The sequence below is a fragment of the Paracoccus sp. M683 genome (assembly GCF_007096355.1).
Taxonomy (GTDB): domain Bacteria; phylum Pseudomonadota; class Alphaproteobacteria; order Rhodobacterales; family Rhodobacteraceae; genus Paracoccus.
The window spans coordinates 486,462-501,410 of record NZ_VKDF01000001.1; the positions used below are offsets into that span (position 1 = coordinate 486,462).

The window sequence follows — 14,949 nt, forward strand, 5'->3', positions numbered from 1 at the left end:
GGTTGCAGATGTGGATATAAAATTCAATTCAGCCATGTTATGAGAATCATTGGATAATGATTTCATGGGGGGTGGGTTGATGCAGGTTTTGCCAAAGTTCAGGTCGCAGGCCACATTGTTTCTTTCCTGCCTGTTGGGCCTGTCCGCGACCGCCACCTTGGGTCAGGAACCGCCCCCGCCAGCCGTCGTCACGCATCAGATCCAGCTGGCCCCGATCGAGGCAGCCGAAAGCTTTACCGGAACGGTCGAGGCGATTGAAAGCGTCCAGGTGCAGGCCCGGATTCAGGGCTTTATCGAAGAGGTTTCGTTTGACGCGGGCCAGATTGTCAGCTCGGGCGATCAGCTTTTCCTGATCGAGCCAAACCAGTACCAGGCGCAGGTCGCATCAGCCCAGGCCAGTCTGGCCCAGGCCGAGGCGCAGCGCGCCCGGGCGGAAAGCGAAGCGAACCGCCAGCAGGAGCTGGTGGACCGAAACGCCGCCGCGCAAGTGAACCTTGAACAGGCGCGCGCCGATTTCCAGGTCGCCGAGGCCAATGTGCAGGCCGCGCAGGCTGGGGTCGAGCTGGCCCAGATCAACCTGGGCTATACCACCATCACCAGCCCGATCGCGGGCAAGATCGGCCAGGCCATCATCACCAAAGGCAATTTCGTCGGGCCATCGGCCGGATCGCTGGCGCAGATCGTGCAGCTTGACCCGATTCGTGTGGTTTTTTCCATCTCGGAACAGCTGCTGCTGGACATGCAGCAAGGCGGCGTCGCCGAGAATGGTGATGAGGCCGTGAACTTCAACCTCGTTCTGGCCAATGGCACCGAGTATCCGCAGGCCGGAACGCTGGAATACATCGCCAATCAGGTCGATTCCGCCACCGGCAGCGTGGCGGTGCGGATCGTTTATGACAATCCCGACGCGCTGCTGCTGCCGGGACAGTTCGTCACCATGGTCATCGCGGAAAAAGACCCCAAGGTGCTGCCGGTCGTGCCGCAAACCGCCGTTCTTCAGGACCGCGAAGGGCGCTATGTCTTTCAGGTCGGCGACGATGACACGGTCGCGCAAAGGCGCATTTCGACCGGGCCGCGTGTCGAGAATGGCTGGGCCGTCACCGAGGGGCTTGAAGGCGGCGAGGTGATCGTGGTGCAGGGGGTCCAGCGGCTTCAGAATGGCATGAAGGTCAACGCCAGCGCGGCACAGCCCGCTGCCACTGGCGGCAATGCGCCATGATATCGAATTTCTTCATCACCCGCATCCGCTTTGCGCTGGTCGTCTCGATCCTGATCTCGATCGTGGGCGGGATCGCCCTTCTGGCTTTGCCCATCCAGCAATATCCGAACATCACGCCACCCACGATCAACGTATCGACCAGCTATCCGGGTGCCAGTGCCGAAACCATTTCCGAGGTGATCGGCGGCCCGATCGAATCCGCCGTCAACGGCGTCGACGACATGAGCTATATGTCATCGACCAGCTCGAACGCGGGCCTTTATACGCTGGCCATCACATTCGCGATCGGAACAGACCCCGACCAGGCGCAGGTCAATGTGCAGAACCGCGTGTCGCTGGCCTCGTCCAGCCTGCCAAGCGAGGTTCAGCAGCAGGGCGTTTCCGTCCGCGCCAGCTCGCCGGACTTTCTGCTGGCACTTGGGTTTTTCGCGGCTGACGGCCAGATGGACGACCTGGCTGTCGCGAACTATGTGAACACCACCCTTGTGGACGAGATCGTCCGCGTTCCCGGCGTGGGCGATGCGTCGTCGGTCGGAACGTCGGAATACGCGATGCGCGTCTGGATGGATACGTCCAAGATGGTCGCCCTTGGCGTCACCGCGGCCGAGGTCTCGGCAGCGATCAGATCACAGAACATTCAGGCCGCGCTTGGCGAAATCGGCGGCCCGCCTGCGCCAGAGGGCACCGATGTCCAATATACGCTGGTGTCGCAAGGCCGCCTGTCCGAACCAGAGGAGTTCGAACGCCTGATCCTGCGGACCGGTGACGATGGCAGCATCGTCCGGCTTGGCGATGTCGCCAGGATTGAGCTGGGCGCGCAGACCTATTCCGCGCAGGCGCTGGTGGGTGACCGGAACGCGACGATGATCCAGGTCAATCTGGCCCCCGGTGCAAACGCGCTGGAAACGCGGGATGCGGTTCTTGCCATGCTGGACGAGGCACAGCAAAGCTTTCCCCAGGATCTGAGCTATCAATCCGTCTATGATTCCACGCTTTTCGTCACCTCCAGCGTCGAACTGATCCTGCGGATTCTGGTCGAGGCGTTCATCATCGTGATGCTGGTGACATTCGTGTTCCTTCAGGACTGGCGGGCGACCATCGTTGCTGGGGTCTCGATCCCGGTGTCGTTGCTTGGCGCCATGGCCGTCCTGATGCTGATGGGCTATTCGCTGAACATGATCTCGCTGCTGGCGCTGGTCCTGGCCATCGGGCTGGTCGTGGACGATGCGATCCTTGTGGTCGAAAACGTTCAGCATATCCTTGAGGAACATCCCGAAACGCCGGTGCCGCAGGCCGCAAGGCAGGCCATGACCCAGATCACCGGGCCGATCATCTCGACCACATTCGTGCTGCTGGCGGTTGTGGTGCCGACCGGTTTTCTGCCGGGGATCAATGGCCAGCTGTTCCGGCAATTCGCCGTGACGCTGTCGGGCGGGCTGGTCATGTCGGCCATCGTGGCGCTGACGCTCAGCCCCGCCATGGCCGCGATCCTGCTGCGCCCGCCAAAGCCGGGTGGCAGGCGCGGCCCGCTGCGCTGGATCGAGAATTTCCTGAACTGGCTGCGCAGCAGTTATGGCAAGGTCGTCGGCTTCATGCTGCGGTTCTGGCCGGTGCCGGTCGGCATTCTGGCCGCATGTGCCTTTGGTGCCGTCTATTTCTTCACCTCGCTGCCCAGCACCTTCCTGCCGGACGAGGATCAAGGCGCGCTGTTCATCAACGTGCAACTTCCCGACGCCGCCTCGTTGCAGCGGACGGAACAGATCATGGACCTTGTCCGCGAAGAGTTGCGCGATACGCCGGGCATTCAAGAAGTCATCTCGGTTTCGGGTTTCAGCATCCTGCAAGGTACGATCGCGCCCAATGGCGGCATGGCGATCGCCGCGCTTGAGCCTTGGGATGACCGCCAGACCGAGGAAACCGAACTGGGCCATATCGTCGGCAGCCTGAACCAGCGCTTCAGCCAGGTTCCCGGCGCGACAATCGCGGCCTTTACGCCACCGCCGATCCCCGGCGTTGGCGCCGTGGGCGGGTTGGACATGCGGCTGCGGGCGCTTCAGGGGCAACCACCGGCCGAGCTGGCGCAGACATTGCGGGCCTTCCTTGCGACGGCCAATCAGGATCCTGCGATCGGCGGGCTGGCCTCGACCTTCAGCGCCGATGTTCCGCAGGTCTATCTGAATGTCGACCGGGTGCGTGCCGAGCGGCTTGGCGTAAGCCCGTCGGACATCTATGCCGCGATCGGGGCGGCATTCGGTTCCAGTTATGTCAATGATTTCACCACCGGCGGCCGGAACTATCAGGTCAAGCTGGCGGCTGACAGCGAAGACCGGAACGACGTCGACGACCTGTTGAACCTGTATGTCCGCAGCAGCAGCGGGGCGATGGTGCCTCTGCGCACCGTTGCATCGACCACAACAGAGCTGGGGCCATATGTCATCACCCGCTTCAACCAGTCGGTTGCGGCATCGGTGAACGGCCAGCCCGCCGCCGGGCAAAGTTCAGGCGTCGCGATGGCCGCCGTCGAGCGGATCGCGCAGAATGATCTGCCCGAAGGCTATGACGTGGCCTGGGCCGGGCTGTCGCTTCAGGAGCAAGAGGGTGGGGGCAACCAATACATCACCTATGTGCTGTCGCTGGTCTTTGCCTATCTGTTCCTCGTCGCGCTTTACGAAAGCTTTGCGCTGCCGGTCGCGATCCTGCTGTCACTGGGTGCGGCGGGTTTCGGCGCAGCGCTCGGGCTGGTCATCACAGGCCATCAGATGAGCCTTTACGTCCAGATCGCGCTGGTTCTTCTGATCGGGCTGGCCGCCAAGAACGCCATCCTGATCGTCGAGTTCTCGAAAGAGCGGCGCGAAGAGGGGATGCCCATCATGCAGGCCGCCCGAACCGGGGCCGAGGCGCGGTTCCGCGCGGTTCTGATGACGGCGTTGGCGTTCATCTTTGGCGTGCTGCCCCTGGCGGAATCGCATGGCGCGGGCGCGGGCGCGCAGAACGCGGTCGGGATCACCGTCATCGGCGGCATGCTGGGGGCGACGCTGATCGGGTTGTTCATCATCCCGTCGCTGTATTACCTGATCCAAAGCATGAAGGAATGGACGGCGCGGAAGCTTGGGCGAAAGCCATCCGCGCCCGAAAGCCGCGCAAACTGATCCGCAGCGGCCCCGTCAGACCTGATCGGGGCCGGTATGCAATTCGGCACCAAAGCCAATGCGATAGGGCGGCTGCTGCGCCGGGGGCGGCACCGCGACCAGCAGGAAGTTCAGCTGCGAGACATGCTGGACCACGGCGACCTTCTTGTCGCCATCCAGCAGGCCGTAAAATTCGATGATATTGGGGTTGCGAAAACCCATGCCGCGCACATGCAGCGCCCTTTCGCTGCCGAAATTGGCCAGTTGGATACCCAGTTCGTGATTGTCGGGCAGATTGGCCTGAAAATCCTTCACGCGGGCCAGCAGGTGATTGAACACCTCTTCCGCCGCATGCAGCGTGGCTTGATCGGCCTCGTCCCCGGTGGGCCAGAGGTCGGGGGCAAGCGCGGGGACAGCGGCATCGGTCGGCACGATGACAGGTGCGCCCGTGAAAGCCGGCCCAACCGAGGGTGCGGCCGATTTTGGCGGCGCGGAGGGCTTCGCTGCGGCTGATCTGGTCGCGGCGGATTTGGTCGCGGAGGACTTGGGCGCGGGTTTGGTCACCTTCGGCTGCGGCTCGGGCGCGGCCGATTTCCTAAGCGTCGGTTCGGTGCGGGTTTTCTTCGACTTGAAGATCATCTCGTCTGCCTGTCACTGCTTTTTTCACAGGATGGCCGGAAACGGGCGGAAGGTGAAGGCCAGGCGCGGTCAACAAGCCGTGGTCGCGAGCGGTATTGCCGCAACGGCGGTTTCCATTGTCGCGCCTGGAACACGAGGGGCGGGCCAGCGGTGCGTGCAAGCACGCACCCTACGGTTATGAATTCGGATCAAAGCGGGTGCGTAAGTGCCGGGGTAAGGGGCATAGCGCAGCCGGATGCTGGTGTTGGCACGCCTTAACGCGACAACCCGCCCGACACACTGGGCACATCCCCTGCCGCAAACCCGTAATGCCGCAGCCAGCGCAGATCGGCCTCGAAGAAGGCCCGCAAATCGGGAATGCCGTATTTCAGCATCGCCAGCCGGTCGATCCCCATCCCGAAGGCAAATCCCTGCCACTGATCGGGATCGACCCCACCCGAACGCAGGACATGCGGATGCACCATGCCGCTGCCCAGAATTTCCATCCACGAATCGCCCTCGCCGATCTTCAACTGCCCGTTTTCCCAGGAACAGCGGATATCGACCTCGGCCGAGGGCTCGGTGAAGGGGAAATGGCTGGCGCGGAAGCGCAGCTCGACAGAAGGCACCTCGAAGAAGGCGCGGCAGAATTCTTCCAGGGTCCACTTCAACTGCGCCATCGAAATGTCGCGGCCGATCGCCAGACCTTCAAGCTGATGGAACATCGGCGTGTGGGTCTGGTCCATATCCATGCGGTAGACGCGGCCCGGCGCGATGACGCGGATCGGCGCGCCGGTCTGCTGCATGGCGCGGATCTGGACCGGGCTGGTATGGGTGCGCAGCACATGCGGCGGGCGGTCGTCGCCCGGTGCGCGATGCATGAAGAAGGTGTCATGTTCCTGACGCGCGGGATGTTCGGGCGCAATGTTCAGCGCGTCGAAATTATACCAGTCGCTTTCGACCTGCGGGCCTTCGGCAACGGCAAAGCCCATATCGGCGAAGATGGCCGTGACCTCGTCCATGACCTGACTGATCGGATGGATGGTGCCGGCGGGGCGCGGGCGGCCCGGCAGGGTCACATCCAGCCATTCGCCGGCAAGCCGCGCGTCCAGCGCGGCATCCTCCAGCGCCAGCTTGCGGGCGCGCAGGGCGGCGTCCAACTCGTCGCGCAGCTCGTTCAGGGCCTTGCCGGTGGTCTGGCGTTCCTCGGGCGTCATCTTGCCCAACTCGCGCATCTTCAGGCTGATCTCGCCCTTCTTGCCAAGGGCGGCAAGGCGCACGTCCTCGATCTGGGCCGGATCGGCGGCGGTGTTGATGCGGTCCAGCCAAAGCTGGCGAAGGGGGGTCAGGTCGTCCATCGGGTGCCTCGGCGTCGTGATCGGCGATGCGTTAGCATTTGTGACGCCTGGGGGAAAGGGTTCCGGCACCAGGGATCGCGTCCACCCTGCTGCGGCCATGCATCTTTCAGAACGGTCAAAACCGTTCAGACAGTCCGCAAAGGGAAAGGGGGCCCCGAAAAAGGCCCCCTGCCCGTTTTCCTATTTCCAGATTTCGGCATTCACACCCGTTGCGATTTTCGGGTGTTCGGCAACATGGAACTTGGGCTCTTTGCCCTGTTTCCGCTGCGCCAGATAGTCGCGCGTGATATAGGTGATGGTGCCCGACAACAGCACGATGGCGATCAGGTTGATCGTGGCCATCAGCCCCATGCTGGCATCGGCAAAGTTGAACACCGTCGCAACCGTCTGGATCGCGCCCCAGACGACCATCGCCAGCGCCACGACCCGCAGCGCCATGATGCCGGCCGTGCCGCCGCCCAGATAGACGACCGCATTTTCGGCATAGGAGTAATTCCCGATGATCGAGGTGAAGGCGAAGAAGAAGATCGCCACCGCCACTAAAACATGCCCGAAGCTGCCAAAGTGATCCGACAGCGCCGCCTGCGTCAGCGCCACACCGGTCAGTTCCGAGGACGGCATGACGTCAGCCAGCAGGATCATCACCGCCGTGGCCGAGCAGACGAGGATCGTGTCGATGAACACGCCAAGCGCCTGCACGAAGCCCTGCGAGGACGGATGATGCGGGTTGGGCACCGCCACGGCCGCGATATTGGGCGCAGACCCCATCCCGGCCTCGTTCGAGAACAGCCCGCGCTTGATCCCGTTCAGCGCAGCGGCGGCAACGCTGCCGGCAACGCCGCCCACGGCCTCTTGCAGGCCGAAGGCCGATTTGACGATGCCGATCAGGATGCCCGGCACATGGCCGATATTCATGATCATCACGGTGATCGCGGCCAGCAGATAGATCCCGGCCATCAGCGGCACGACCTTTTCGGCCACGCGGGCGATCTGCGGAATGCCGCCAAAGATGATCACCGCCGTCAGCGCCGCGACGGCAACGCCGACGATGGCCTTGTTGATGCCAAACGCCCCCGAGACCGCCTCGGCGATCGAATTGGCCTGCACCGCGTTGAACACCAGTCCGAACGAGATGATCAGCGCGACCGAGAAAATCGCGGCCAGCCAGGGCTGCTTCAACCCGTTGGCGATGTAATAGGCCGGGCCGCCGCGATACATGCCGCCGGGGCCATGCACCTTGTACAGCTGCGCCAGCGCCGATTCCGCATAGGCCGTGGCCATGCCGACCAGCGCCACCATCCACATCCAGAAGATCGCACCCGGCCCGCCAAGGGTCAGCGCCACGGCGACGCCGGCGATATTTCCCGTGCCGACGCGGCTGGCCAGCGACACTGTCAGCGCCTGAAAGGGCGAGATCCCGTCACGGTCGGTCTTGTCCGATCCGGTGACACAGCGCCACATCTCTCGAAAATGGACGAATTGGATGAAGCGCAGGCGAATGGTGAAATACACCCCAACGGCCAGCAGGCCATAGATCAGGATATAGCCCCAGAAAATACTGTTCAGAAAGTCGATGACGGCGTTCATGGCGTTGTTCCTTCTGCCCCCGTCACCCGAGTGTGTAACAGACCCGTGACCACCGCAAGAGCAGAGCCACCGGCATCGCCGCGCCCGTCACGGCTGCACCAGACTGTGGTCGCCGTGCATATGGCCTTACCGGGGCGTCACTTTCAGCCACACACCGCCATGCGGGCGCAGCGTCAGGATCATGCGCGGCTCGGGCCGGCGGTCGGTGACAATCTGGAACCGGAAACGCGACAGCAGCGTGGACAGGATGATGACCGCCTCTTGCGTGGCAAAGCTGGCACCGATGCAGATGCGAGGGCCGGCGCCGAAGGGCAGAAAGGCGAAACGGTCCGGCGGCGTCAGAAACCGGTCGGGGCGGAAGGAATCCGGTTCGTCCCACAGCAGATGATGCCGGTGCAGGGCATAGATGGGCAGCATCACCGTATCGCCCGGCCGGATCTCGCGGCCGCAAAGCTGGTCATGGGTCAGCGCCGTGCGCGACAGGAAGGCGGCGGGCGGATACAGCCGCAGCGCCTCGTCCACGACGCGGGTGACGAAGGGCAGCCGGGGCATGTCCGCCACAGTCGCGCCGCGCCCGTGCAGAACCGATTGCGCCTCGTCGGCAGCGCGATCCTGGACGGTGGGGTCGAAGGCGCACAGATACAGCGCCCAGGCCAGGGTCAGCGCGGTCGTCTCGTGCCCGGCGACGATGAAGGTCAGCAGGTTGTCGCGCAATTCCTCGCGGGTCATGCTGCGCCGGGTCTCGGGGTCCTGGGCGTCCAGCAGCAGATCCAGCAGATCGGGCGTGCCATGTTTCTGGCCAGCAGCGGCGCGGGCGGCGATGGCCTGATCGGCCAGCCGCTTCATCCGGCGCAGGCTGGTCCCGGCAATGACGCGGCCGGGGCGCGGCACCCATCCCGGCAGACCCAGCACATCCAGCACCGACACCCTGGCGGCCTGGGCGATATAGGCGTCCATCGCCTTGTGCACCATGTCGCGGTCAAACCCGCCATGGCCCGAAAACGTGACATCCGAGATCACCTCGAATGCCGCAGTCACGGTCTCGGTCAGGATATTCACCGGCCCGGTCGCCGCCGCCATGCGCCGGGACGAGGCCTCGGCGGCCGAGGTCATCACCGGGGCCAGCGCAGTCACGTGACGATGCGAAAAGGCCGGGGCGGCGGCGCGGCGCTGCCAGCGCCAATGCGCGCCTTCGGCCACGAACAGGCTGTCCCCGATCGCCGGCTTCAGGATCAGCTTGGTCACATCCGATTTGGGATAATCGTCCAGCTTTTCCAGCAACACCCGGCGCAGGGCATCGGGGTCCATCACCATATGCCAGCGCACCCCGACCTTGCCTGAAACCATAGGCTGCCGCAGGGCCAGTTCCGGGATCAGTTCCAGCACGTTCCGTCGCGCGGTCATGGCGCTGGCAAAGATGCCCATCGGCCGACGGGCAAGCGCCACGCGCGGCGGCAAACCCGCGTCCGAAGGGGATGCCCGGTCGGCTTTTGCGTTCATGTCAATCATCCTGGCTGCCGGGGCGATCCGGCAAGGCGGGGCGAAACGCGCGGCCCGGATCAACTGCCCTCAACATGATCAGCCGCATCGCACAGCGCAAGCTGTCAGCCATGGCGGGATCAACAAAAAACCGGTCTCGACGGGTCGTGACGGTCTGCTTTACGGCTTTTTCGGACCTTCGCTTGACATGATCCGACGACTGTTTTGATTGGTGCGGATTGGCTGCGCCGTTTTGCAGGCGATGCTCGGCCATGTTCAGTCTGGACCACCTTACCGTCATAGCGCCAACTTTGCGCGAAGGCGTTCAGCATGTTGAAGACTGCCTGGGTATCGCTGTCCCCTTCGGCACCCGTCACGCCTATATGGCCACACATAACCGTCGGCTTCAGCTTGGTGACAATGTCTATCTGGAAATCGTTGCCCTCGGCCCTGACGGGGTCGATCCGGGGCGCGCGCCTTTCCGGTTTTACGCTGCTGCACCCCCAGCCAGAGAGGATCAGCCCCATTTATCGGGAAATGGCAATTGATCGGCCACCTGACATCCTGCCCGGTCACAGCTTCCACGATGCGGCCACAATCGAAACGCCGGGCGGAACGCGGCAGCTTTGGTGAACCGATATCGGTGCGTTCGCCCCGTGGCGAAGCTGACCAACACGACCGGCGGACAGCACAAGAAAAAAGGCCCGTCCAAGCGGGCGGGCCTTTCGCGATGACTGTCCCTGAAAGATCAGGCGGCGGCTTTCGCCTTTTCCACGATGGCGGTGAACGCCTCGGGCTCGTGGACGGCCAGATCGGCCAGAACCTTGCGGTCAACCTCGATCCCGGCTTTCGCCAGCAGGTTGATGAACCGCGAATAGGTCATTTCGGCATCCACCGCGCGGACGGCGGCGTTGATGCGCTGAATCCACAGCGCGCGGAAGTTGCGCTTGCGGTTCTTGCGGTCGCGGGTGGCATACTGGTTCGCCTTGTCCACAGCCTGCGTGGCGGTGCGGAAGTTGCGCGAACGGTTGCCATAGTAACCCTTTGCCGCGTCAAGAACCTTCTTGTGGCGGGCGTGGGTCACCTTGCCGGATTTAACTCGTGCCATGTGTCAGTCCTCGGATCAGCGGTTATAGGGCATGTATTTCTTGACGATCTTGGCGTCAGCGTCCGACAGGACGGTGGTGCCGCGCGCGTCACGGATGAATTTCGTGGTGCGCTTGATCATCCCGTGGCGCTTGCCGGCCTGAGCTGACTTCACCTTGCCCGAGGCAGTCATCGAGAACCGCTTTTTCGCGGCCGATTTGGTCTTCATCTTCGGCATTTTCGTCTCCTCTAACGGTCAGAGTGAACGCGCGACTCGGCAATGCCAATCAGCCGGCCACGCGGGTAGAAGCGCGCCCTATACGGGGGCGCCGGTTGGATTGCAAGCCCTACTGGGTCGCAGCGGGCGCTGGCGCCGGCACAAAGGTCCGACCCCAGGCATCAGGAATATCCTGCGCCTGAAACGGCCCTTCCTTCAGATAGGCGCCGGCGAACATCGCGACAATTCCCAAAAGCAACAGGATCGCCGCCGCGCGGGGCGGTTCCGTCCGCAAAAGCTGGACCACGGCGACGACAAGGGACAGCGCGCATAGTGCGGCACCGCCCAGCAGCAGAAGATCAGTCATGTCAATGACCCGGTTATTTCCATTCCAGACGGGTTATTCTGGATCGGTGCTATAGATCAAGCGCTCATCACAAGGGGCGATGCGCAGGATGTTCGTGGTGCCCGGCACGTTGAACGGCACACCGGCCATGACCACGATCTGCCTCGTCTCATCGGCAAAGCCGCCATCGCGGGCCGCGCGGGCCGAATGGACCACCGCCTCTTTGAAGCGATTCAGCCGTGGCGTCATCACGCAATGGGTGCCCCAGGTCAGGCACAGGCGGCGCAGAACCGTTTCCACCGGCGTCATCGCCAGAATCGGCACGCGCGGGCGTTCGCGCGCGACCAGGCTGACCGTGGTGCCCGACTGGCTGAAGGCGCAGATCGCGGCAATATCCGTGGTCTCGGCGATCTCGCGCGCGGCGGTGACGATCCCATCGGCGACCGAGTGGCGTTTGACATGGCGCGTGGCCTCGATCATCTCGCGATAGTTCGGGTCGCTTTCGACCGAGCGGGCGACGCTGTCCATCGTCGTCACCGCCTCGACCGGGAAATCGCCTGCCGCACTTTCGGCCGACAACATCACCGCATCGGTGCCTTCATAGATGGCGGTGGCCACGTCGCTGACCTCGGCGCGGGTGGGCACGGGGCTTTCGATCATGGATTCCAGCATCTGCGTGGCCACGATCACCGGCTTGCCGGCGGTGCGGCAGGCCCGCACAAGACGCTTCTGGATCGGCGGCACGGCATGGGCCGGCAGTTCCACACCCAGATCGCCACGCGCCACCATCACCCCGTCAGACACTGCCAGAATGCTGTCAAAGGCGCGCACGGCGGCCGGCTTTTCGATCTTGGACAGAACGGCGGCGCGGCCCTTGGCCAGCAGCTTGGCCTCTTCCACGTCCTCGGCGCGCTGGACAAAGGACAGCGCCAGCCAGTCGACGCCCATTGCGCAGGCAAATTCCAGATCGGCCTTGTCCTTCTGCGACAGCGCGGCCAGCGGCAGCACCACATCGGGCACGTTCACGCCCTTGCGGTCGGAAATCTCGCCCCCCGCCGTCACGATGCAATCGGCGAAATCCTTGCCGTGATCTTCCACGCGCAGCCGGATCTTGCCGTCATTGACCAGTAGTTCAGACCCTTTCTGAAGCGCCGCGAAGATTTCCGGGTGCGGCAGCTGGACGCGGTTCGCATCGCCCTTGACGTCATTCAGGTCAAAGCGGAAATGCTGGCCATTCACCAGTTCGTGCGGGCCATTGGCGAATTGCCCGACCCGCAGCTTGGGCCCCTGAAGGTCGGCCAGAATGGCGATCGGCCGGCCGGTATCGGCCTCGATCTTGCGGATGGTCGCATGGCGGGCGCGGTGATCGTCATGGCTGCCATGGCTCATGTTCAGGCGGAACACGTCGGCCCCTGCCTCGAACAGCTTGCGGATCATCGCCTCGTCGCTGGAGGCTGGACCCAGGGTCGCCACGATCTTGACCTTGCGGTGCCGTCTCATCTGCATTGGCCTCCTTCATGTTTGCGCTACCTATGCCCCAAGCGGGACGCTGCGGCAACTGGCACTTGTCACGCAAGTTGAATAAACCCGCAGATGGGGCAGAGTTGACACGATGACTGATAAAGCTTTCACGACAATTGGCGAAGATCGGCCTTCGCGCTGGCTGATCACCTGCGATCACGCGACCAATCGCGTGCCCGACTGGGTGGGTGGCGGCGATCTGGGAATCGCCCCCGAAGATATGGGCCGCCACATCGCCTATGATGTCGGGGCTGCCGGGCTGACGCGCGCTTTGGCGGAACGGCTGGATGCGCCGGCGATCCTGTCGGATTTCTCGCGGCTGGTGATCGACCCGAACCGGGGCGAGGACGACCCGACCCTGCTGATGCGGCTTTATGACGGCACCATCATCCCCGCCAACCGCCATGCCGATGCGGCCGAGCGTCAGCGCCGGATCGAGCGCCTGTATCGCCCCTATCACGACGCCTATGAGGCGCTGGCGGCGCGGCGCCCCGATACCGCCATCTGCGCCATGCACAGCTTTACCCCCCAGCTTCGCGGCCGCGCCCCGCGCCCTTGGGAGGTCGCGATCCTGTATCCATGGGATGACGACCGGCTGGCCAAGCCGATGGTCGAGGCCTGCCGTCAGATGGGCTGGATCACCGGCGACAACCAACCTTACAGCGGCAAGTTGCAGGGCGATTCGGTCGATCGCCACAGCCTGCAAATGAACCGCCCCCATTTGTTGATCGAGCTGCGCAACGACCTGATCGCCGATCCCGCGGGCCAACAGCTTTGGGCCGACAGGCTGGCCCCGGTGATCCAGCGCGTGCTGGCCGAATCGGGCCTTTAAAACGCCACCTGATCGGCGCCTTTCAGCGACAGGATGTCGCGTGCCTCGTCAGGGGTGGCGATCTCCAGACCCAACCCCTCGATGATCTGGCGGACCTGCCGCACCTGCTGGGCATTGCTTTCGGCCAGCTTGCCCGGCCCGGCCCACAGCGAATCCTCCAGCCCGACACGGACATGGCCGCCCATGGCCGCAGCCATGGCGGCGATGGGCATCTGGTTCCGCCCGGCGCCCAGAACCGACCAGCGATACTGATCGCCAAACAGCCGGTCGGCGGTGCGCTTCATGTGCATCACGTCCTCGGGATGGGCGCCGATCCCACCCAAAAGGCCAAAGACCGTCTGGATGAACAGCGGCCCCCGGACCAGCCCGGCATCGTGGAAGTGCTTCAGATTATACAGATGCGCGCTGTCATAGCATTCGAACTCGAACCGGGTGCCATTGGCGCCAAGCGTGGCCAGGATATGTTCGATATCGGCAAAGCTGTTGCGAAAGATGATGTCCTTATTGGCCAGATAGTCGCGTTCCCACGGGTATTTCAGCTGGCTTTCGAACCGGCCAAGCATCGGGAACAGGCCGAAATTCATCGTGCCCATGTTCAACGAGGCGACCTCGGGCTGCCAGGTGGCGGCGGGGCTGATGCGTTCCTCGATGGTCATGGTGGGGGCGCCGCCGGTCGTGATGTTGACCACGCAATCGCTGCGCTGCTTGATCAGTTGCAGGAAGGGCCTGAAGGCCTGCGGTGTCTGGTCGGGCCGGCCATCCTGCGGGTTGCGGGCATGCAGATGCACGATCGCGGCGCCGGCCTCGGCCGCGCCGATGGCGGCATCGGCGATCTGCTGGGCCGTCACCGGCAGATGCGGCGACATCGACGGCGTATGGATCGAGCCGGTAACGGCGCAGGTGATGATCGTCTTGCCTTTGGGTGCCATGGTTGCGGTTCCTTAATCTAGCCGCCAGCGCGGCTTGTCGCGGACGGATCAGCGCAGGACGGGCGGATGCGGCTGCTGCTGCGGCTGCGCGTCATCCAGTCGCAGGGTCAGCCCGTCGCGATTGAAGAAAACCCCCTCGCGGATCAGCGTCCGGTCGCCACGCAGGGCGCGCATCAGCGCATCCAGCCGCTCGGCCGCCAGCTTGTCGCCCACCAACCCGTCACGATCGGCGCGAAATAGCGCGACGGCATCCCAATCTGCCCCCGAGCCGTCGAAGTAGGCCGCCATTTCGGCCCAGCCCATCTCGTCCCCGATCACATGCAGATGCGCCGATTTCAGCAGGTCGATGCGCCCGCCCCGCGCAGCGACCAGCACGATAAGCATGGTGAAGCCGTCGGTCTCGGCAAAGGTCCTGGCCAGCCAATCGTCAAAATCAGTCATGATCCAACCCCGAAGAATCTGGCGGAAGGGAATGGGAGTCGAACCCACCCAGGACAGTCTCGCTGCCCCAACCGGATTTGAAGTCCGGCCGCCCCACCGGGGACGATTCCCTTCCAGATGCGCCGAACAGATCGACCCTGTGCGGATTGATGCGACGCAGATCGCCCCGACGCAAGGTCACGCCATTG

The 14,949-nt window shown here is 63.8% G+C and carries 15 protein-coding genes and 1 tRNA gene; 4 read left to right on the forward strand and 12 right to left on the reverse strand.

Going from position 1 to position 14,949, the window contains the following annotated elements:
* The first annotated feature begins 79 nt into the window (after positions 1 to 79).
* Together FNJ84_RS02285 and FNJ84_RS02290 are read left to right on the forward strand one after the other, a co-directional pair.
* Complete coding sequence (locus FNJ84_RS02285; RefSeq protein WP_185968393.1) at positions 80 to 1,219, forward strand: efflux RND transporter periplasmic adaptor subunit; 1,140 nt, start codon at positions 80 to 82, stop codon at positions 1,217 to 1,219.
* Complete coding sequence (locus tag FNJ84_RS02290) at positions 1,216 to 4,368, forward strand: efflux RND transporter permease subunit (RefSeq protein WP_143791285.1); 3,153 nt, start codon at positions 1,216 to 1,218, stop codon at positions 4,366 to 4,368. The genes FNJ84_RS02285 and FNJ84_RS02290 overlap by 4 nt, the downstream gene beginning before the upstream one ends.
* Before the next feature lie 15 nt (positions 4,369 to 4,383).
* Here FNJ84_RS02290 and FNJ84_RS02295 read toward each other — a convergent pair whose 3' ends face one another.
* From FNJ84_RS02295 to FNJ84_RS02315, 5 genes are all read right to left on the reverse strand, one after another.
* Complete coding sequence (locus FNJ84_RS02295) at positions 4,384 to 4,986, reverse strand: DUF6173 family protein (protein ID WP_143791286.1); 603 nt, start codon at positions 4,984 to 4,986, stop codon at positions 4,384 to 4,386.
* Between the two features lie 254 nt (positions 4,987 to 5,240).
* The gene (gene pheS, locus FNJ84_RS02300) at positions 5,241 to 6,323 is read right to left on the reverse strand and encodes a phenylalanine--tRNA ligase subunit alpha (RefSeq protein ID WP_143791287.1); all 1,083 of its coding nucleotides are present in this window, start codon (positions 6,321 to 6,323) and stop codon (positions 5,241 to 5,243) included.
* A 180-nt stretch (positions 6,324 to 6,503) separates the two neighbouring features.
* On the reverse strand, positions 6,504 to 7,910 hold the full coding sequence (locus FNJ84_RS02305) for a sodium:alanine symporter family protein (RefSeq protein WP_143791288.1): 1,407 nt from the start codon (positions 7,908 to 7,910) through the stop codon (positions 6,504 to 6,506).
* Between the two features lie 126 nt (positions 7,911 to 8,036).
* Positions 8,037 to 9,410, reverse strand: a complete 1,374-nt coding sequence (locus FNJ84_RS02310) for a cytochrome P450 (protein WP_143791289.1) — start codon at positions 9,408 to 9,410, stop codon at positions 8,037 to 8,039.
* 1 nt (position 9,411) lies between these two features.
* Positions 9,412 to 9,663 carry a hypothetical protein gene (locus FNJ84_RS02315; protein WP_143791290.1) on the reverse strand — a complete coding sequence of 84 codons (252 nt, stop codon included), beginning with the start codon at positions 9,661 to 9,663 and terminating at the stop codon, positions 9,412 to 9,414.
* On the opposite strand from FNJ84_RS02315, the gene FNJ84_RS02320 reads away from it, so the two are divergent.
* Complete coding sequence (locus FNJ84_RS02320) at positions 9,662 to 9,937, forward strand: VOC family protein (protein WP_255471010.1); 276 nt, start codon at positions 9,662 to 9,664, stop codon at positions 9,935 to 9,937. The two genes, FNJ84_RS02315 and FNJ84_RS02320, sit on opposite strands and share 2 nt — an antisense overlap.
* A 200-nt stretch (positions 9,938 to 10,137) precedes the next feature.
* Here the strand turns inward: FNJ84_RS02320 and rplT are convergent, their stop codons facing one another.
* From rplT to pyk, 4 genes are all read right to left on the reverse strand, one after another.
* On the reverse strand, positions 10,138 to 10,497 hold the full coding sequence (gene rplT, locus FNJ84_RS02325; RefSeq protein ID WP_143791291.1) for a 50S ribosomal protein L20: 360 nt from the start codon (positions 10,495 to 10,497) through the stop codon (positions 10,138 to 10,140).
* Positions 10,498 to 10,512: 15 nt separating this feature from the next.
* Entirely contained in the window at positions 10,513 to 10,713 is a 201-nt protein-coding gene (gene rpmI, locus FNJ84_RS02330; RefSeq protein WP_143791292.1) for a 50S ribosomal protein L35, read from the reverse strand.
* Positions 10,714 to 10,822: 109 nt separating this feature from the next.
* Complete coding sequence (locus tag FNJ84_RS02335) at positions 10,823 to 11,059, reverse strand: hypothetical protein (protein ID WP_143791293.1); 237 nt, start codon at positions 11,057 to 11,059, stop codon at positions 10,823 to 10,825.
* Between the two features lie 33 nt (positions 11,060 to 11,092).
* Positions 11,093 to 12,538, reverse strand: coding sequence for a pyruvate kinase (gene pyk, locus FNJ84_RS02340; RefSeq protein WP_143791294.1), 1,446 nt, complete (start codon positions 12,536 to 12,538; stop codon positions 11,093 to 11,095).
* 112 nt (positions 12,539 to 12,650) lie between these two features.
* On the opposite strand from pyk, the gene FNJ84_RS02345 reads away from it, so the two are divergent.
* Complete coding sequence (locus FNJ84_RS02345; RefSeq protein ID WP_143791295.1) at positions 12,651 to 13,391, forward strand: N-formylglutamate amidohydrolase; 741 nt, start codon at positions 12,651 to 12,653, stop codon at positions 13,389 to 13,391.
* On the opposite strand, the gene FNJ84_RS02350 is transcribed toward FNJ84_RS02345, so the two are convergent.
* From FNJ84_RS02350 to FNJ84_RS21905, 3 genes are all read right to left on the reverse strand, one after another.
* Positions 13,388 to 14,320, reverse strand: a complete 933-nt coding sequence (locus FNJ84_RS02350) for a 3-keto-5-aminohexanoate cleavage protein (protein ID WP_143791296.1) — start codon at positions 14,318 to 14,320, stop codon at positions 13,388 to 13,390. The genes FNJ84_RS02345 and FNJ84_RS02350 overlap by 4 nt on opposite strands.
* A 48-nt stretch (positions 14,321 to 14,368) precedes the next feature.
* The gene (locus FNJ84_RS02355) at positions 14,369 to 14,761 is read right to left on the reverse strand and encodes a hypothetical protein (protein ID WP_143791297.1); all 393 of its coding nucleotides are present in this window, start codon (positions 14,759 to 14,761) and stop codon (positions 14,369 to 14,371) included.
* Between the two features lie 19 nt (positions 14,762 to 14,780).
* Positions 14,781 to 14,876: transfer RNA gene (locus FNJ84_RS21905), tRNA-Sec, on the reverse strand.
* Positions 14,877 to 14,949: the final 73 nt, after the last annotated feature.

Coding starts and splice junctions, on each gene's coding strand:
- FNJ84_RS02285 (WP_185968393.1), top strand. CDS start 80: ATGCAGGTTTTGCCAAAGTTCAGGTCGCAGGCCACATTGTTTCTTTCC.
- FNJ84_RS02290 (WP_143791285.1), top strand. CDS start 1,216: ATGATATCGAATTTCTTCATCACCCGCATCCGCTTTGCGCTGGTCGTC.
- FNJ84_RS02295 (WP_143791286.1), bottom strand. CDS start 4,986: ATGATCTTCAAGTCGAAGAAAACCCGCACCGAACCGACGCTTAGGAAA.
- pheS (WP_143791287.1), bottom strand. CDS start 6,323: ATGGACGACCTGACCCCCCTTCGCCAGCTTTGGCTGGACCGCATCAAC.
- FNJ84_RS02305 (WP_143791288.1), bottom strand. CDS start 7,910: ATGAACGCCGTCATCGACTTTCTGAACAGTATTTTCTGGGGCTATATC.
- FNJ84_RS02310 (WP_143791289.1), bottom strand. CDS start 9,410: ATGAACGCAAAAGCCGACCGGGCATCCCCTTCGGACGCGGGTTTGCCG.
- FNJ84_RS02320 (WP_255471010.1), top strand. CDS start 9,662: ATGTTCAGTCTGGACCACCTTACCGTCATAGCGCCAACTTTGCGCGAA.
- FNJ84_RS02315 (WP_143791290.1), bottom strand. CDS start 9,663: ATGGCCGAGCATCGCCTGCAAAACGGCGCAGCCAATCCGCACCAATCA.
- rplT (WP_143791291.1), bottom strand. CDS start 10,497: ATGGCACGAGTTAAATCCGGCAAGGTGACCCACGCCCGCCACAAGAAG.
- rpmI (WP_143791292.1), bottom strand. CDS start 10,713: ATGCCGAAGATGAAGACCAAATCGGCCGCGAAAAAGCGGTTCTCGATG.
- FNJ84_RS02335 (WP_143791293.1), bottom strand. CDS start 11,059: ATGACTGATCTTCTGCTGCTGGGCGGTGCCGCACTATGCGCGCTGTCC.
- pyk (WP_143791294.1), bottom strand. CDS start 12,538: ATGAGACGGCACCGCAAGGTCAAGATCGTGGCGACCCTGGGTCCAGCC.
- FNJ84_RS02345 (WP_143791295.1), top strand. CDS start 12,651: ATGACTGATAAAGCTTTCACGACAATTGGCGAAGATCGGCCTTCGCGC.
- FNJ84_RS02350 (WP_143791296.1), bottom strand. CDS start 14,320: ATGGCACCCAAAGGCAAGACGATCATCACCTGCGCCGTTACCGGCTCG.
- FNJ84_RS02355 (WP_143791297.1), bottom strand. CDS start 14,761: ATGACTGATTTTGACGATTGGCTGGCCAGGACCTTTGCCGAGACCGAC.